The sequence below is a fragment of the Cohnella baijiui genome (assembly GCF_020731285.1).
Taxonomy (GTDB): Bacteria; Bacillota; Bacilli; order Paenibacillales; family Paenibacillaceae; genus Cohnella.
Map to the genome: position 1 here is coordinate 173,507 of NZ_JAJFOW010000007.1, position 15,810 is coordinate 189,316.

The following is a 15,810-nucleotide window of genomic DNA, read 5'->3' on the forward strand; positions in this document are numbered from 1 at the left end:
ATGGCGATCTGGAGAACGGTCGTCGGCAAGATGTGGCTTACGATCATGCTGCTCGTCGCGGTCGTCATCTCGACGGTCGGACTGTTTCTGCTAAAGGTCGTCGACGTGACGCTGACCGACTCGCTGGTGAAGATCAAGCACTTGTTCATCTACGCGGGCGCGGTCGGGTTTCTGCTGACGACGTTCTTCGCCTTCTTCCTGCTGACGAAGATCACGCAGCCGCTGCGAGAGATGAAGGAAGCGGCCGACCGCGTCGCCCAAGGAGAGTATTCGACGCGGCTTGCCATCCGGTCCTCGGACGAGATTGGGGAGCTGGCCAATACGTTTAACCAGATGGCGTCGGAGCTGGATGCGCTCATCCGCGATATCCAGCACGAGCGCGATCAGCTGAACAGCGTGCTGCGCAGCATGACCGACGCCGTCCTGCTGTTCGACGCGGAGGGCAAGGTCAAGCTTACAAATCCGCAGGGGGAGCACCTCCTCGACGTCTGGCAGTCGGTCGACTGGCAGGATGAAGAGGCGGGGGGCAGCCAGGATCAGGTGCCCGGGCCGCTTCGCGAAACTTACGACACCGTCATCGCCAAAGGCCAGGAGTATTCGGGCAAGCTTCACGTGCAGAACGGCGTTTGGTCCGTCGTCCTGTCCCCGCTCGCCTCGAACGAAGATGAGGGCGTGCGCGGCGCCGTCGCCGTCCTGCGCGACGTGACGGAGGAGTATCGGGTCGACAAGATGCGCAAAGACTTTGTCGCGAACGTGTCCCACGAGATCCGAACGCCGCTCTCGATGGTGCAGGGCTACAGCGAAGCGCTGCTGGACGATATCGCCGCATCCCCCGAAGAGCGCAAAGCGCTCGTCCAGGTCATCCACGACGAATCGCTGCGCATGGGCCGGCTGGTCAAAGATCTGCTCGATCTCGCGCGCATGGAAGCCGGCTACATGGAGATGACGCTGCAGGAGGTGGATGTGAACGCACTGCTCGGCCGCGTCTATCGCAAATATGCGGCGATGGCGAAGGACCGCGGCATCGAGCTGCGGCGCGTCGGCGAAGAGGAGGGGCTGAAGCTCGCTTCGGCCGACGCCGACCGGCTCGAGCAGGTGCTCACGAACCTGCTCGACAACGCGTTCCGCCATACCCCGGCGGGCGCCGGGATTACGATCGGCGCCCGCCGCGTGGCCGGCCCGAAAGGAGAACAGCTCGAAATGACGATTGCCGACGAAGGCCAGGGCATCCCCGCCGAAGATCTGCCTTACATTTTCGAGCGCTTCTACAAGGCCGACAAGGCGCGCAAGCGCGACTCCAAGGTGGGCACCGGGCTTGGCCTCGCGATCGTCAAAAATCTCGTCGAGGCGCACGGCGGGACGATCTCGGCGGCCAGCACGCTCGGCGAGGGCACGACCTTCATGCTTCGTCTTCCGACGGGCGCCGCCTGATACGGAACGGCTTTCGAAGCCGTCGGCATCGGGAAGACTTCCGGCCGGTAGCCTGATCGATGCGAGCAGCCGCTAGTCTGTCTACGAAAACGAAAAACCTCCGTCTGCCGAATCGGTGACGGAGGTTTTTCGCGTTGCGAACGTTCATATGGCGGATTAGAGCAATTGAATTTCCTTGGCAGTCGTGAGATCGGGCAGATCCGCGACCAGCTGCTGCACTTCCTTCGGCACCGCTTTGTCGACGCCCAGCACCATGATGGCGGCGCCGCCGACGATCTTCCGGCCGACCTGCATCGTGGCGATGTTCACGTCGTTGCTGCCGAGCAGCGTGCCGACGCGGCCGATGATGCCCGGCTTGTCGTGGTGCGAGATGAGCAGGATATGGCCTTGCGGCTCGACGTCTACCGGGAACTTGTCGATCTGGGTGACGCGCGGTCCGAAGCCGTTCAGCAGGGCGCCGGCAACCATGCGCTCTTCGCGGCCGGTGCGGAGCGTAACGGACACTAGGTTCGTGAAGCCTTTGGACGCCTGAGACTTGTTCACGACGATATTCACTTCGCGCGTCTTCGCCAGGTGCATCGCGTTAACGGCGTTGACCTGATCGGAGCCGAGATGATGGGCTAGCACGCCCTGAACGACGTAGCGGGTGAGCGGATTCGTGTCGACGTCCGCCAGTTCGCCGGCGTAGCTGACGACGATTTCCTTGACCGGGCCTTCCGCGATCTGGGCGACGAAGCTGCCGAGCTTGCGGCCGAGCGTGAAGTAGGGTTCGAGCTTCGACAGAACGTCCGCAGGGACGGGGGGCATGTTGACGGCGTTCTTGTAAGGCTCGTTGCGCAAAATGTGCAGCAGCTGCTCGGAGACGTCGATGGCGACGTTCTCCTGGGCCTCGATGGTCGAAGCGCCTAGGTGAGGGGTGACGATGACTTTCGGATGCTTCAGGAACGGATGGTCCGGCGCCGGCGGCTCTTCCTCGAAGACGTCGAACGCGGCGCCCGCGACGACGCCCGCGTCGATCGCTTCGATGAGCGCCTGCTCGTCGATGATGCCGCCGCGCGCGCAGTTCACGATGCGAACGCCGGGCTTGATGCGAGCGAACTGGTCCTTGCCGATCATATGGCGCGTCTCCGGCGTGAGCGGCGTATGCACGGTGATAAAGTCCGCTTCGCGCACGACGTCGTCCACGGTCGCCAGCTTCACGCCGAGCTTCTCCGCGCGCTCTTCCGTCAGGAACGGATCATAGCCGAGCACCTTCATGCCGAACGCTTTGGCGCGGGCCGCGACTTCGCTGCCGATCCGGCCCATGCCGAGCACGCCCAGCACTTTGTTGCGAAGCTCGACGCCGACGAACGACTTGCGGTCCCAGACGCCGCCGATGGTTTTGGCGTAGGCTTGGGGGATATGGCGGGCAAGCGCCATCATCATGGCGAACGTATGCTCGCAGGTGGTGATCGTATTGCCGTCCGGCGCGTTGATGACGATAATCCCGCGCCGCGTCGCCGCGTCGAGATCGATGTTGTCCACGCCGACGCCGGCCCGGCCGATGACCTTAAGCTGCTTGCCCGCGTTCATGATGCGCTCGGTGACGCGGGTCTGGCTCCGCACGAGAAGCGCGTCGTACTCGCCGATGATCGCGACCAGCTCGTCTTCGGAAAGGCCGGTCTTCTTGTCGATGGCGATGTCCGAAGCTTCGACCAGCAGCGAAATGCCCAAATCGCTGATCGGATCCGATACCAATACTTTAAACATGGTTATCCCCCTACTGAACCGGAATATAGAAAACACCCCCATCCCCCGCGGCCCGCATCGGGACCAACAGTGCATGGAGGGTGACTTCGCAAGAGCTAACTTTTCCTATTTTAAAGCACAAGGACAGACAATTCAATGAGCAAAACGGGACGACTTGGCGAAAAAGGACCGGTCAGCCGTTGTCGGAATAGAAAAAGGGCAGCTGCGGCAGCGTCTGCTTGGCGTACAAGCGGGACTTCAGCGAGAGGAAGTCGCCCGACCGCACCGCATCCGTGCCGGTAAGCATGTCCGCGATCGAGCCCATGGAGTGCTGCTTCATCCGCTCCGCCTGGCCGGATTGGATGAACTGGTCGATGCGCGCCGTCAAATCCTGCGGCATGAAATCGTACACTTCGCGGTTGGACGCCATGTACTCCGCGGAAACGATGTTCTTCACGAGGAGAGGCAGGTTCTTCCAGGTCGAATTGGGGATGACCTTGGGAATGGCGTATGCATCCGGGATGTCCAAGTTGACCGTGGCGCCCCATTTCAGCATGGCTTCATAATACTGCTTTTGGGCGGAAAGCTGCTCGCTCAGCGCTTCCTTGTAATAGGCGTCGGCGTTCAGCTTGTCGAACAGGGTCGCGGCGGTGCCGTCGTTGGCCGCGGCGGCCAGCTTGGAAAAGCTGCTCGCATACAGCTTCAGGCTCTTCAGGTAGCTGTCCTGAGCGCCGCTGAGCAGCGGGGAGGAGCCGGAGACGTAGCCGACTTTGGCGGACTCGTATTTGGCGGTGGCGCGCTTGGCGAGCGCGTTCAGCGCGGCCGAGCGATCTGCCGTGCCGTCGGACTGCCACTGCTGGCGCGCGGCCGACCATTCGTTCATAAATTCACGATAGGGCAAAAATACGGTATGATAGAAGGACACGAGGTCCTGCTGCGAATACGCGCTCAGCTTCACTTGCGTCGCGTTTGCCGTTTTGATCGACGCCTCGTGGCGGGCGTTGGCCTTATCCGAACCTACCTTCACGCCGTAGAAAAAAGCTCCCACCGCTACGACGAGCAGGAATAAAAAACCTAGCGCAAACATGAGATCAGTTCGAGACAGACGCTTCTCCATCGGTTACTCCTCTTTACTGGGCGATTTGGGTGTCGTAAATGGTAGTCCTAGTATAGAAAAATAATAAGCAAACGTACATACAAAAATATCCAGGGACCGAGGGAACATGAGAAAATTCGACATTCGAAATATCAAGATCCGCCAGGTATCCGTTGATCAGATGAACGACCGGATGCTGTTGATGAATTTGTACGCGACGCAGGCTATTACTTTCATTATCGGTTTGTTGTGGGTGATTTTTCAGGGGCGCAGCGCGATTAATTTGTTTGCCTTGCCAAGCGGCTGGACCTTCCTGTACGCCGGCATCGGAATGGCCGTTGCCGTCTTGATTGTGGACCTCTCGGTTTCCCGCTGGATTCCCGAGGAGGCCATGGAGGATGGCGGGGTCAACGAGCGAATCTTCCGAACGCGTCCGGTCTGGCATATCGCGGTTATCGCGGCGGTCGTCAGCGTGTGTGAGGAATTGCTGTTTCGGGGAGCCGTCCAGCACGCTTTCGGTCCGTATTGGACCAGCATCCTGTTCGCCGCCATTCACGTCCGGTATTTGCGGCATTGGGTGCCGACCGGCATGGTCTTCGCGATCAGCTACGGCTTGGGGTGGCTCATGATTTGGACCGGCACGATCTGGGCGCCGATCCTGGCGCATTTTTTGGTCGATCTGATCATGGGTCTGATTATTCGGTTTCGGAGGGAAGAGCAGTCATGAAAGAAAGCGACCATTCCTCGGTATGGGAGCGGTTCGTCGAAGCGAAGCGCCACGCGCTGCAGGAGCCCGAATCCGCCGAGGCGGACGGACCTCCGCTGACGCTCGAGGAGCTGGAGAAGGCGATCGAAGAAGCGGCCGCCGCCTCCGGCATCCCCGAGACGGGCATGCCGCCGAGGGCGACGGTCCACCCGACGAGCAGGCGCGCCTGGAGCAAATGGTTTTACCGGCTGCTCGTCGTGCTGTTCGTCGCGCTGATCGTGCTGCTCTTCCGGTGGGGTCAACAACTGTACCAGGGCAATTCGTAATCGCGCCTGCCGCGCTTCTCGTCGGAGTGCCCCCGCGCGCCAAACAAAACGGGAGACCCGCGTCATTGCGGATCTCCCGTTTCCAGTTCGATGGCGGACGGATCGACAAACGAATAGCCTTTCTGCTCGAGCGCGTCGAGCAGCCGGTCCAGCGCTTCGCCCGTCCAGGGAAGCTCGTGCATGAGAATGTTGCTGCCCGGACGGAGCTGCTTCAGAACGTTGTCGATGACGGCCTGCGGCTTGTCTTGGGTTTTGCTGCCGAGCGCCCAATCCAACGATCCGTTCGACCATGTCATGAAGAGCAGGTCGTGCTTTTTGGCGATTGCGTGAACGTCGGGATTGGCGGAAGCGTTGGGCGGCCGGAAGAAGGCGGGCGTCTTGCCGGTAACCTCCTTGACGATCGTCTGCACGCGTCCGATCTGATCTTCGATGGTGTCGGCTTTTTCCTTGCCCAATTGGATATGATCCCAGCTATGATTGCCGATCGTCTGCCCGCGATCGTCGATCAGCTTCAGCAGCTCGGGGTGCGCCTTTACCCGGTAACCGTTAACGAAGAAGATTGCTTTGGCGTTGTGCTTGTCCAGCGTATCGAGCAGCGGGAGAAGCGTCTTTTCCGATTTGGGGCCGTCGTCGAACGTCAGAAGGACGACCTTGCTTTCCGAGGCTGATTTGTCGATCGGGACGATGTCGTACACTTTATTCATTCGGTAAGCTTTGGCGGTCCCGGATGGCGACGGCGAAGCGTCCGGCGTCGGGGAAGGCGTGGCCTCCGGCGCCTTGGCGGAGGAAGCGGGCGGCGAAGAGGCGGTTCCGGCCGGCGTGCCTGACGTGCCGGTAGATGCCGTCTCCGGCGTCCCGCCCCCGCAGGCCGACAAGGTCAGCATCAGCGCGGCCGCCGCGATGGCGGCGCGGGTGGGGATTTTCATGGCGACTGTCCTCCCGTGCGGTCTGGGTTCCATCCGATTGTAACATACCCGCCACGGGCGCGTACAAATCTTCTTCCTGAATTTGAGTGGGAATGTAGACCCGACAGGCGGCCACACTAAAGCTGTTATCCCCCACGCATTCATCACGGGACAGGAGGAGGTGTTCACATGAAGATCGGAACATTCATCGCCGGCGGCCTGGCCGGCGCGGCGCTCGTCATGCTCATGCGTCGCGGCCGGATGCCGATGATGGCCGGCCAAGTCGGCCGGATGCTGAAGCACCGGATGAGCGACATGAAGGAAGGTGCGGTCGGCAGGATGATGAACATGGGCTGGAGCGACACCGGCGAGAGCCGGCACCGCGAAAGTTCCCGCCGCGAAAGCCATCGCGCTTCCTCGGAACGCGGCGGGCTGGCGGAAGTCGCGCATCTGGCCTCCCAGGACGCCTCGGTGAAGCGGGAAGTCAACGACATCCTGGACCAAAGCGGCCAGCATTCCATTTGACCTGCGCAATAAAAAGCGACGGCGCGCCTTCTTCCGGCAAAGGGAGGGAAGCGTGCCGTTTTTTTGCGTTTGTGGGTTTTCCCTAGTGCATTTCGAGGGTAGAAGTGATAACATGTTATAAAGCACATTTCAATCACACATTATATGCTGCGTCATACGCTGTTATCACCCATCGTGTGCAGAAGGGAGGATCCTGTCATGAGGATGGAGCGGCTTAGCCAAGACAAGATTAGGATTTTCCTGACCTTCGACGATCTGTCGGAACGTGGAATCCAGAAGGAAGACATGTGGCGGGAAATTCCCAAAGTGCATGAGCTGTTCAGCGAGATGATGGATCAAGCCTACAGCGAACTCGGCTTCGACGCTTCGGGACCGCTTGCGGTCGAAGTGTTCGCGATGCCTGCGCAGGGGATGGTCGTCATCGTGACGCGCGGCAAGATGGAGCGCGACGCGGACGCCTCTTCGGAGGAGGAGCTGGACGAAGACGTTTACGAAATGGAAGTCACGCTTGAGCAAAGCGAGGCCATCATATATCGGTTCAGAGACATCGAGGACGCCATCGGCGCGGCCAAGATGCTCACCGGGCGGCTGTCCGACGAAGGCAGAATGTACCGCTATCAGAACCACTGGATTTTGTGCTTTGATCCGACCGCAGGTTCGGATAACGTAGCCGACAACGCGCTGATCGCCGTATTGGCCGAGTATGGAGAGGCCACGTCGGTCACGCCGGCCGTTCTCGAGGAATACGGTCAGATCATCATTCCAACGAACGCCGTCAAAGTGCTCTCCGAGCACTTCGCTTGACCGGATGGAGACGGCTGCAGCCGGCTTGCCGGCCTGTCCCCCAGACATTTCGCACGGTCGTCGACGAAGCGTCCGCTTCGCGTAGACTGGGCGGAATGTCTTTTTTTGCTGAGGCGGCGAGGAAGTTGTTCCCTAAAGGATGCTAGCCGGGGCTCGCCGATGTATAATGGGGGAAGGAAGGAGGTGGACGGCGGATGCTCATCTTTTCGATATTGGCGGCTGCGATCGCCCCGGGCGTCGCGTTGCTTGCGTATTTCTACTGGAAAGACCGCTACGATGCCGAGCCGCTGCCGATGGTCCTCAAGATGTTTTTGACGGGCGTCCTGATCGTCCTTCCGATCATGATCGTGCAGCGCGGGCTGATGATCTGGCTGGGCGATTCGCCCTTCGCGTTTTCCTTCATCATCTCCGCGGGCGTCGAAGAATTTTTCAAGTGGTTCGTGCTGTACCACATCATTTACAACCATACCGAATTCGACGAGCCGTACGACGGCATCGTATACGCGACGGCCGTGTCGCTGGGCTTCGCAACCCTGGAGAACGTCATGTACGCCTTCGGCGAGCCTGCGACTTTCGGCACGCTGCTCATCCGGGCGCTTCTTCCCGTATCCGGTCACGCCTTGTTCGGCGTTTTCATGGGCTACTTCATGGGCCGCGCCAAGTTTCGGGAAGGACCGAAGGTACGTCTGTTCCTTTGGATCTCGTTTTTGTTCCCTTTGTTTTGGCACGGCTTGTACGATTTTATCATGCAGTCGGTGCCGCGCTCGTGGATCTGGCTCATCGTCCCGTTCATGTGCATGCTCTGGTACCGCGGCATCCGTTACGTCAACCGGGCCAACGCCGTTTCTCCTTTTCGCCTGCTGAAGCGGGAGGAAGAGGTTAAATCCTGACAGATCGGTTCATACTGAATAGCAACAAGCGCTACGAATGGATGATGACGATCATGCGGGTAAAAGTGACGATCCGGTGCAACCGCTGCGGGGAAAAGTTCGTCCTGCGGGGACGGAAAGAACGCGGCCGCGTCGATACCGGATTCAAGATGTGCCTGTGCAACAACAGCGACGACTTCGAGATCGAAGAAGGCGAAGCCTGACCCGTTCGCCAAGCGGGAACGAATATCCGAAAGCCGCGCATAAAGCCGGTCCCATCTACCCAAACTAACGGCAAACCGCAGTCTGGGAATGAAAGGGGCCGGCTTTTCATGTACAAACGGTTAAGCGCAGTGTTGTTTCCCATCGCCGCGTTGATGTTCGTAGGCGCGATCGTGTGGGGTTATCAGGAGCATCAGGAGAAGAACGCCATTTTGATCAAGGCGGAAAACCAGTATCAGCGGGCGTTCCACGATTTGACGACGCATATGAGCGGATTGCAGGACCAACTGGGACGCGCGCTCGCCGTGAACGCGACGTCCCACGGCATGCAGCGCAAAGGACTCGTGAACGTCTGGCGGCTTACCAGTCAGGCGCAAAACGAGATCAACCAGCTTCCGCTGGCGATGCTGCCCTTCAACAAGGCCGAGGACTTTCTGTCCCGCATCGCGGATTTCGCATACCGGACATCCGTGCGGGATTTGACGAAGCAGCCGCTCACAGACGGCGAGCTGAAGACGATGAAGTCGCTTTACACGAAGTCTTCCGACATTAACCGGGATCTCGGCAAGGTGCAGGACGCCGTCCTTTCCGACCATCTGCGCTGGATGGACGTAGAAGTGGCCATGGCGCATACCGATTCGCAGCACGACAATTCGATCATCGACGGCTTCAAGGCGGTGGACAAAAAAATCGGCGCTTATCCGGAAACCGACTGGGGTCCTTCCTCGATGTCGACGAGCCGGAAACGCTCGGTGAAGATGCTGTCCGGCCAGGACGCCTCGCCGGAGGAGATCAAGCGCAAGGCGCTCGAATTCGCCGGAACGACGATCCATTCGGGCGACGGCGGCGACGTCAGAGTCGTGGAGAACGGCGCAAAGACCGACAATCCGAGCTATACCGCCACCCTTCGCGGTCCGAAGGGCGAGAACATCCAGATGGACTATACGCGCAAGGGCGGACAGCTGCTCTCGTTCATGAACCCGCGGGACGTCACGGAGCGCAAGCTGGACGTCGGCGCCGCCCGGGAGCGCGCGGCTCAGTTCCTGGACAGCCACGGCTACGCCGGCATGACGCCCGTTACCTATGACGAATACGATCACGTATCGGTGTTCACCTTTGTCGGTATGCAGGACGATGTGCGCATCTATCCCGACAAAGTAACGGTGCGTATCGCGCTCGACAACGGCGAAGCCGTCGGTCTGCAGGCTGCCGATCACGTGTACCGGCCGAAATCGCTGTCCGTCGGCAAGCCGAAGATCGCGCGCGGCGAAGCGGAGAAGGCGCTGAACACTGATTTCAAAATCCAGTCGTACCATCTTTCGATCATCGAGAACGAGGAAAAGAAAGAAGTGCTCTGCCACGAGTTCACGGGCCGCATCAACGGGAGCCAGTACCGGATTTACGTCAACGCGGATACGGGCCTCGAAGAGACGATCGAGCAAATTCCGGAGCACGCGAAGGCGATCCTCCGCTGACACAAACCGAGCGAACCGCCGTTGTCGCCATTTGGCGAACGGCGGTTCTTTTTGTGGTTCTCAAGGAACCGGTCTTGGTATATGATGGTGTTGCGGACCTAGTTCATTCCGACATCCCGCCATGATTTGGAGGATCTCCCGGTTGCTTCCCAAAATTAACCAGACCTTGTTCATCCAACCGTTCGCGCCGTCCGAGCCGGATCCGGGACTCGCCCCTACGCTGCGCTCCAGGCTCGCCGACATGGACGAGTCTTCCTTGCATTTGGAAATTCCGCTGGACGAAAGAGCCGGCCGACTGCGCCGCCTGGAGGTTGGAGAAGGGCTGAGCCTGACTTACTTCACCTCCGAAGGGGTCCGTCATCAATTCGTTACCGAAGTCGTCGGCTTCCGTCGGGAGACTGTCCCGCTCGTAACCGTTCGCAAGCCGTCGCCCGAGGAGATTACGCGCGAGCAGCGGCGGAACTTTCTGCGCGTCGAAGCCCAGTTGGAGCTGGCCGTACGGCTAGGCGACCGGCTTCGCTTCACCGCGCTGACCGAGGACGTCGGCGGCGGCGGGCTGTCCTTTCGCTGCGACCGCAAATGGCCGCTCACGCCGAATACGGCGGCGAATTGTTGGCTACTCTTGTCCTATCGGGACGGAAGCGTGTCGCACGCCCAATTCGAAGGCGAGGTCGTCCGCGTCGTCCCCGCCGAGCCGCACCATCTTGTCGTCATGATGCGGTTCAAGGATATTCAGGACAACGACCAGCAGAAGATTATCCGCTACTGCTTCGAGCGCCAGTTGGACATGCGCAAGGACTGAGGGGGATGGCGCTTCGCGGACGCGTCCGACGGAGGCGAGCATTGAAAAACGATGCCAAAGCATCAGAAGCCGGATAGGACAGAATACCTGCGCATCGCAGATCAAGTCGGACGCCGTCTGCTGCAGGCCGCGGCGGCGCTGGCGATCGCGCTGGTGCTGGCCCAGGCGGCGCTCCACATCCCTATGCTCCGGCATTTGCTGACCGTTGTCGATTCGTGGGAGGGGATCCCGTATCGGACAGGATGAGCGCGCGCTTATCCTGTCTTTGGTTTTTGCATATGCGGGCATGCTGTGGTATAATTTTCTCATTCGCGTGCAGGCTGAGCCTGCCTGCTTTTTTCTTAACGGTAGTTGATTAGGAGGCTCTTTTTCAGCAGATGAATCAGCAATCGACCCACCGAATCAACATCGCGATCGACGGTCCGGCAGGCGCGGGCAAGAGCACGGTCGCCAGACACGTGGCCAGCCGGCTCCATTATATTTACGTAGATACCGGAGCGATGTACCGGGCAGTGACAAGCATCGCCCTAGATCGCGGATTGTCGCCTGACGACGAAGCGGGCATCGGGCAACTGGCCCATGCGCTCGATCTCGCACTTTCGCCGGGCGAGGGAGGACAGAAGGTGATTGCCGACGGGGTCGACGTCACCGCGCGAATCCGCACTCACGAGGTCAACCGCAACGTTTCCCGCGTCTCCGCGATCGGGGCGGTGCGGAGCCGGATGGCCGATCTGCAGCGTCGGATGGCGCAGGCCAAAGGCGTCGTGATGGACGGCAGAGATATCGGAACGCACGTCCTGCCCGATGCGGAACTGAAGGTGTTTTTGACCGCTTCGCCGCGGGAGCGGGCGCTTCGCCGCTATCGCGAGCTTGGAGAGGGCGCCGGCGTCACGCTCGAGCAGCTGGAGCGCGACATCGCCGAGCGGGACCGCATGGACCGGGAACGGGACATCGCGCCGCTGGTGCAAGCGCCGGACGCTAGGCTGATCGACTCGACGGGACGTTCGATCGAGGAGGTCGTGGACGAGATCGTCGCTTGGGGACTCGCTGCGGCCAGCACGATTTCAGCGGGGGAGACGTAGACGATGCTGTACCGGTTCGCCAGAACGATCTTATTGGCCTTATTCAAGCTGATCTTCCGATTCGAGGCGAGAGGCGTCGAGCATATTCCCCGCGAAGGCGGCGTCGTCCTCTGCAGCAATCACAAAAGCGTGCTCGATCCGATCACAATGGGCATCGCGGCGAGGCGCGAGGTTCACTTCATGGCCAAGGCCGAGCTGTTCGACATCCCGCTCTTCGGCGGCCTGATCCGCAAGGTCGGGGCATTCCCCGTCAAGCGAGGCGGCGTCAGCAAGGAAACGATCCGCATGGCGGTCAACCTGCTGAGGGACGGCGAGGTCATGGGAATCTTCCCGACGGGCACGCGCAACCAGGCCGTCGGCCTCGGCAAGCGCGGAGCCGTCAGCATGGCGTTTCGCGGAGGCGCCGCGATCGTGCCGGTTGCGATCGTAGGGAGCTACCGCCCGTTTCGCAAGATGATGGCCGTGTACGGCGCGCCGCTGGATTTGCGTACATACGCGGAGAGCGGAACGTCCGAGGACATGGAAGCGGCGACCGAGATCGTCATGTCGCGCATTCGCGAGATGCAGGAGACCGGCAAACCGACGCGTTAATGCGCGCATCAAAGGCGCATCCTGCGTGGCATACTAGAGGCATTATATGGTATGGCGGTTCGAAGATGATTTAAACCCCGCTGCGCGGGTTTAAATAAAGTTGGGGTAGAATTGAGGAGGTTATTTTCATGTCTGAAGAAATCAAAGTCCAGGAATCGGCTGCTGCCGACTCGGTAAGCCAAGAAGCGCTGGAGAACGTTGTTTCCTTGAAAAAGGGCGATACTGTCAAGGGGACGATCGTCAAGATCGAGGATAACCAAGCATTCGTCAGCCTTGGATATAAATACGACGGCGTCATTCCGCTTCGCGAGCTGTCCTCCGTCAACTTGGAGAACGCGGCCGACGCGGTCCAAGTCGGCCAGGAAGTCGAAGCCAAAGTCGTCAGCATCAACGACGAAAAGGCGAGCCTCGTCCTCTCCAAACGCCAAATCGACTCCACGCGCGCTTGGGACGATCTCCAAGCCAAATTTGACAACGGCGAAGCGTTCGAAGTAACCGTCGCCGACGTCGTCAAAGGCGGTCTGGTCGTCGACGTGGGCGCTCGCGGCTTCATCCCCGCGTCCATGGTCGAGCGCCACTTCGTCGAAGACTTCTCCGGTTACAAAGGCCGCACGCTCCGCGTGAAGGTGAAAGAGCTCGACCGCGAGAACAATAAGGTCATCCTGTCCGCGAAGGAAGTGCTCGAAGCCGAGTACGAAGCGCAAAAGCAATCCATTATGGCATCCCTGGAAATTGGCCAGGTCATCGAAGGCACCGTTCAGCGTCTGACGCCGTTCGGCGCATTCGTCGACATCGGCGGCATCGACGGTCTCGTTCACGTTTCCGAGATCGCCTGGTCGCACGTCGCGCATCCGGCCGACGTCGTATCCGAAGGCCAAAGCGTGAAGGTGAAGGTCCTCAAAGTCGATCCTTCGATCGGCAAGATCAGCCTGAGCATCAAGGCCGCCCAACCGGGCCCTTGGGAATCGGCCGCCGGCCAATTCCACACCGGCGACATCGTTACCGGCACGGTTAAGCGCCTCGTCAGCTTCGGCGCGTTCGTCGAGATCGCTCCGGGCGTCGAAGGTCTGGTGCATATTTCCCAGATCGCGCATCGCCACGTGGCGACTCCGCACGAAGTGCTGAAGGAAGGCCAAGAAGTTCAAGCGAAAGTGCTGGACTTCAACCCGGCCGAGAAACGCGTTTCCCTCTCCATCAAGGAAACCGAAGAAGCGCCTCCTCAAGCAGAGCGCGCGCCGCGTTCGTCCCGCGCGCCTCGCGAAGAGACGAATCTGCCGGCACCGGAAAGCATGAGCTTCACGCTGGGCGAGAAGTTCGGCGACAAGCTGAGCAAGTTCAAGTAAGCCGCGAAACGCGATTGCGCAAGCCCCTCGATTTCGATCGAGGGGCTTTTTGCCGTTTCAGGCAAGGGGATGCCTGCCTCCGTTACCTGCGCATACTAAGGACGATCGCGCGGAGAGGAGGGGGCGTTCATGGCGCCGGGGTATATCGCGTGCTGCTTCTGGGCGGCGGCCGTAATCTTGTGGTTCAGCGGCTGGCGAGCCGAGTTGGCCGGCCGGCTGTCGGGAAAGACGGCCATATGGTTTTTGGCCGGGTGGCCCTTGTTGGCGGGCACCCCCGTTTTCCTCATGGGATGGCGAATCGACGGCAGCCTGCTTTGGTCCGCCGTACTGTTCGTCTTCCTAAGTTTCGGCTTGGACGTCGTGCGGTTATGGACGGCGATCGCCGCCGGCGTGCTCGTAGGGGCGATCGCCTTGTTCCTTCAAAAGCTCAGTGCCATCATTCCGCCGCTGTCCGCTGTCGACGCATTGTGGGCGAGCGCGCTTATCGTCGGCACGGTGAGCGCGGTTTTCCTGCGCCGTGCAGGCGAGCAACTGGCGGGGCTCACCGTCGGGCTGTTGTTGGCCGCCGCCGCCGTAGCTTGGCTGGACGGCCGCTCGTTCGAGTCCCGACGGCTGGGCGATCCGTCTTATCCTGATCTTTGGTGGATGTCGTACGCCGTCATTCGTTTGGAGACGTACGCTGCCGCGCAATGGAAAGAGATTCGCGCGTGGTCCGATCGCAAGGGAGGACAAAGACATTGAGAATCCATACGTTTGTCGAGCACCCGGACTTGGTTGGCGTGGCGCTCGGAACCGCCTTCGGCGTATTTACCCGCGTTTTGATGCTGAGGAGCGATTACCGCCAATACCCGGCTTATCCGCACGGCCGCATCATCCATCTCGCGCTCGGATTGATCGCGGGCGCGCTGGGCTCCGTGGCCGTGCCGGCCTTGTTCAACAAGGATTACACCGCTATCACGTTTCTGTCCCTCGCTGCGCAGCAGTTCCGCGAGGTGCGGAACATGGAGCGCAACACGCTCACGGCCATCGACCGTCAAGAGCTGGTGCCGCGAGGCGCCACCTACATCGAAGGCATTTCCGTCGTGTTCGAAGGGCGCAATTACTTGGCGATCTTTACTGCTTTTATGACCAGCTTGGTCGTCACGGTGACGAACGGCTACTGGGGCTCGGCGGTCGGTCTAGTGTGCATGCTGGCTGTCCTTCGGTTGATGAAGGGAAAGACGATCAAGGAAATCGCGCGGGTGGAACGTATACCTGTCCGGGTCGATGGACCGAATATTTATGTGGGCGGTATCTATATCATGAACGTTGGAGTAGGAGTAGATCAACAAGTCATCGCGGAAGAGGCGATGGGCTTCGTCCTGACCCCGAAAAACGGCGACGCGCGCGTGACGCTGGCCAACATGGGGCAGAGGCAGGCCATCCTGCACGATGTATCCACCCGGCTTGGCGTCTACCGGGACGACGGGGAGCCGTCGCTGCTGCCGATGGCGAAGCTGGAGCTCTCCACGGGCAAACTCGGCGTGCTGATCCTCCCCCGGGAAAAAGATCCCGACAAAGCGATGAAGGCGATGTCGGACGTGCCGCTGCTGGAATCGGCCGTTCGCATGCCGACCGAAGCCAACCGGACGAAAGGAGACGTGCAGCATGGCTAGGATCGTGGCGGTCATCGCATCGGAGCGGCAGCAGGTCGCGGGCGGCGCGCCCATTTTTATCGCGGACGATTCCGCCGAGCTGCAGAGATTGGCGAATCTTGCCGAGAAGATTCTCGACTGCAATGCCCATCAATTGTCGGAGAAAGTGTATATTCTTGTCGATCACCACGCGGTCGACTAGTTCCCAAGCCGGGTTTGTTATCCATCTTAAGAATGGTTAGCCAAGCCGATGTATTTTTGTTATGATGAA

At 60.2% G+C, this 15,810-nt stretch carries 19 protein-coding genes; 16 read left to right on the plus strand and 3 right to left on the minus strand.

The features are described from left to right. Nucleotides 1-1,431, plus strand: a complete 1,431-nt coding sequence (locus LKX83_RS10370; RefSeq protein ID WP_227882103.1) for a HAMP domain-containing sensor histidine kinase — start codon at nucleotides 1-3, stop codon at nucleotides 1,429-1,431. 156 nt (nucleotides 1,432-1,587) lie between these two features. Here the strand turns inward: LKX83_RS10370 and serA are convergent, their stop codons facing one another. Together serA and LKX83_RS10380 are read right to left on the minus strand one after the other, a co-directional pair. Further along, nucleotides 1,588-3,180, minus strand: a complete 1,593-nt coding sequence (gene serA, locus LKX83_RS10375) for a phosphoglycerate dehydrogenase (protein WP_227882104.1) — start codon at nucleotides 3,178-3,180, stop codon at nucleotides 1,588-1,590. Nucleotides 3,181-3,352: 172 nt separating this feature from the next. Next, nucleotides 3,353-4,276 (minus strand): hypothetical protein, encoded by a 924-nt coding sequence (locus tag LKX83_RS10380; RefSeq protein ID WP_227882105.1) that lies wholly within the window; start codon nucleotides 4,274-4,276, stop codon nucleotides 3,353-3,355. 106 nt (nucleotides 4,277-4,382) lie between these two features. On the opposite strand from LKX83_RS10380, the gene LKX83_RS10385 reads away from it, so the two are divergent. Beyond that, complete coding sequence (locus LKX83_RS10385) at nucleotides 4,383-4,982, plus strand: CPBP family intramembrane glutamic endopeptidase (protein ID WP_227882106.1); 600 nt, start codon at nucleotides 4,383-4,385, stop codon at nucleotides 4,980-4,982. Next, on the plus strand, nucleotides 4,979-5,287 hold the full coding sequence (locus LKX83_RS10390) for a hypothetical protein (protein WP_227882107.1): 309 nt from the start codon (nucleotides 4,979-4,981) through the stop codon (nucleotides 5,285-5,287). The genes LKX83_RS10385 and LKX83_RS10390 overlap by 4 nt, the downstream gene beginning before the upstream one ends. Before the next feature lie 62 nt (nucleotides 5,288-5,349). Here LKX83_RS10390 and LKX83_RS10395 read toward each other — a convergent pair whose 3' ends face one another. Further along, nucleotides 5,350-6,213 (minus strand): polysaccharide deacetylase family protein, encoded by an 864-nt coding sequence (locus tag LKX83_RS10395; RefSeq protein ID WP_227882108.1) that lies wholly within the window; start codon nucleotides 6,211-6,213, stop codon nucleotides 5,350-5,352. A gap of 168 nt (nucleotides 6,214-6,381) precedes the next feature. Here LKX83_RS10395 and LKX83_RS10400 point away from each other — a divergent pair, with 168 nt between their 5' ends. The 13 genes from LKX83_RS10400 to LKX83_RS10460 all read left to right on the plus strand — a co-directional run bounded on the left by LKX83_RS10400 (nucleotide 6,382) and on the right by LKX83_RS10460 (nucleotide 15,741). Beyond that, nucleotides 6,382-6,717, plus strand: coding sequence for a hypothetical protein (locus tag LKX83_RS10400; protein ID WP_227882109.1), 336 nt, complete (start codon nucleotides 6,382-6,384; stop codon nucleotides 6,715-6,717). A 198-nt stretch (nucleotides 6,718-6,915) separates the two neighbouring features. Continuing rightward, nucleotides 6,916-7,521, plus strand: coding sequence for a genetic competence negative regulator (locus LKX83_RS10405; RefSeq protein ID WP_227882110.1), 606 nt, complete (start codon nucleotides 6,916-6,918; stop codon nucleotides 7,519-7,521). Nucleotides 7,522-7,715: 194 nt separating this feature from the next. Beyond that, complete coding sequence (gene prsW / locus LKX83_RS10410; protein WP_227882111.1) at nucleotides 7,716-8,411, plus strand: glutamic-type intramembrane protease PrsW; 696 nt, start codon at nucleotides 7,716-7,718, stop codon at nucleotides 8,409-8,411. A gap of 53 nt (nucleotides 8,412-8,464) precedes the next feature. Continuing rightward, the gene (locus LKX83_RS10415; protein WP_227882173.1) at nucleotides 8,465-8,614 is read left to right on the plus strand and encodes a hypothetical protein; all 150 of its coding nucleotides are present in this window, start codon (nucleotides 8,465-8,467) and stop codon (nucleotides 8,612-8,614) included. Between the two features lie 108 nt (nucleotides 8,615-8,722). Further along, a complete protein-coding gene (gene ypeB, locus LKX83_RS10420) occupies nucleotides 8,723-10,087 on the plus strand; it encodes a germination protein YpeB (protein ID WP_227882112.1) in 1,365 nt (454 codons plus the stop codon). Between the two features lie 142 nt (nucleotides 10,088-10,229). Beyond that, a complete protein-coding gene (locus tag LKX83_RS10425; RefSeq protein WP_227882113.1) occupies nucleotides 10,230-10,889 on the plus strand; it encodes a flagellar brake protein in 660 nt (219 codons plus the stop codon). A 51-nt stretch (nucleotides 10,890-10,940) separates the two neighbouring features. Then, nucleotides 10,941-11,135 (plus strand): hypothetical protein, encoded by a 195-nt coding sequence (locus LKX83_RS10430; RefSeq protein WP_227882114.1) that lies wholly within the window; start codon nucleotides 10,941-10,943, stop codon nucleotides 11,133-11,135. A gap of 131 nt (nucleotides 11,136-11,266) precedes the next feature. Next, entirely contained in the window at nucleotides 11,267-11,971 is a 705-nt protein-coding gene (gene cmk, locus LKX83_RS10435) for a (d)CMP kinase (RefSeq protein WP_227882115.1), read from the plus strand. Nucleotides 11,972-11,974: 3 nt separating this feature from the next. Next, nucleotides 11,975-12,562 (plus strand): lysophospholipid acyltransferase family protein, encoded by a 588-nt coding sequence (locus LKX83_RS10440; protein ID WP_227882116.1) that lies wholly within the window; start codon nucleotides 11,975-11,977, stop codon nucleotides 12,560-12,562. A 128-nt stretch (nucleotides 12,563-12,690) separates the two neighbouring features. Further along, nucleotides 12,691-13,905 carry a 30S ribosomal protein S1 gene (gene rpsA, locus LKX83_RS10445; protein WP_227882117.1) on the plus strand — a complete coding sequence of 405 codons (1,215 nt, stop codon included), beginning with the start codon at nucleotides 12,691-12,693 and terminating at the stop codon, nucleotides 13,903-13,905. A 129-nt stretch (nucleotides 13,906-14,034) separates the two neighbouring features. Then, nucleotides 14,035-14,646 (plus strand): hypothetical protein, encoded by a 612-nt coding sequence (locus LKX83_RS10450; protein ID WP_227882118.1) that lies wholly within the window; start codon nucleotides 14,035-14,037, stop codon nucleotides 14,644-14,646. Next, on the plus strand, nucleotides 14,643-15,560 hold the full coding sequence (locus tag LKX83_RS10455; RefSeq protein ID WP_255654462.1) for a YIEGIA family protein: 918 nt from the start codon (nucleotides 14,643-14,645) through the stop codon (nucleotides 15,558-15,560). The genes LKX83_RS10450 and LKX83_RS10455 overlap by 4 nt, the downstream gene beginning before the upstream one ends. Further along, complete coding sequence (locus tag LKX83_RS10460; protein ID WP_227882119.1) at nucleotides 15,553-15,741, plus strand: capping complex subunit for YIEGIA; 189 nt, start codon at nucleotides 15,553-15,555, stop codon at nucleotides 15,739-15,741. Before LKX83_RS10455 ends, LKX83_RS10460 begins: the two co-directional genes overlap by 8 nt. Nucleotides 15,742-15,810: the final 69 nt, after the last annotated feature.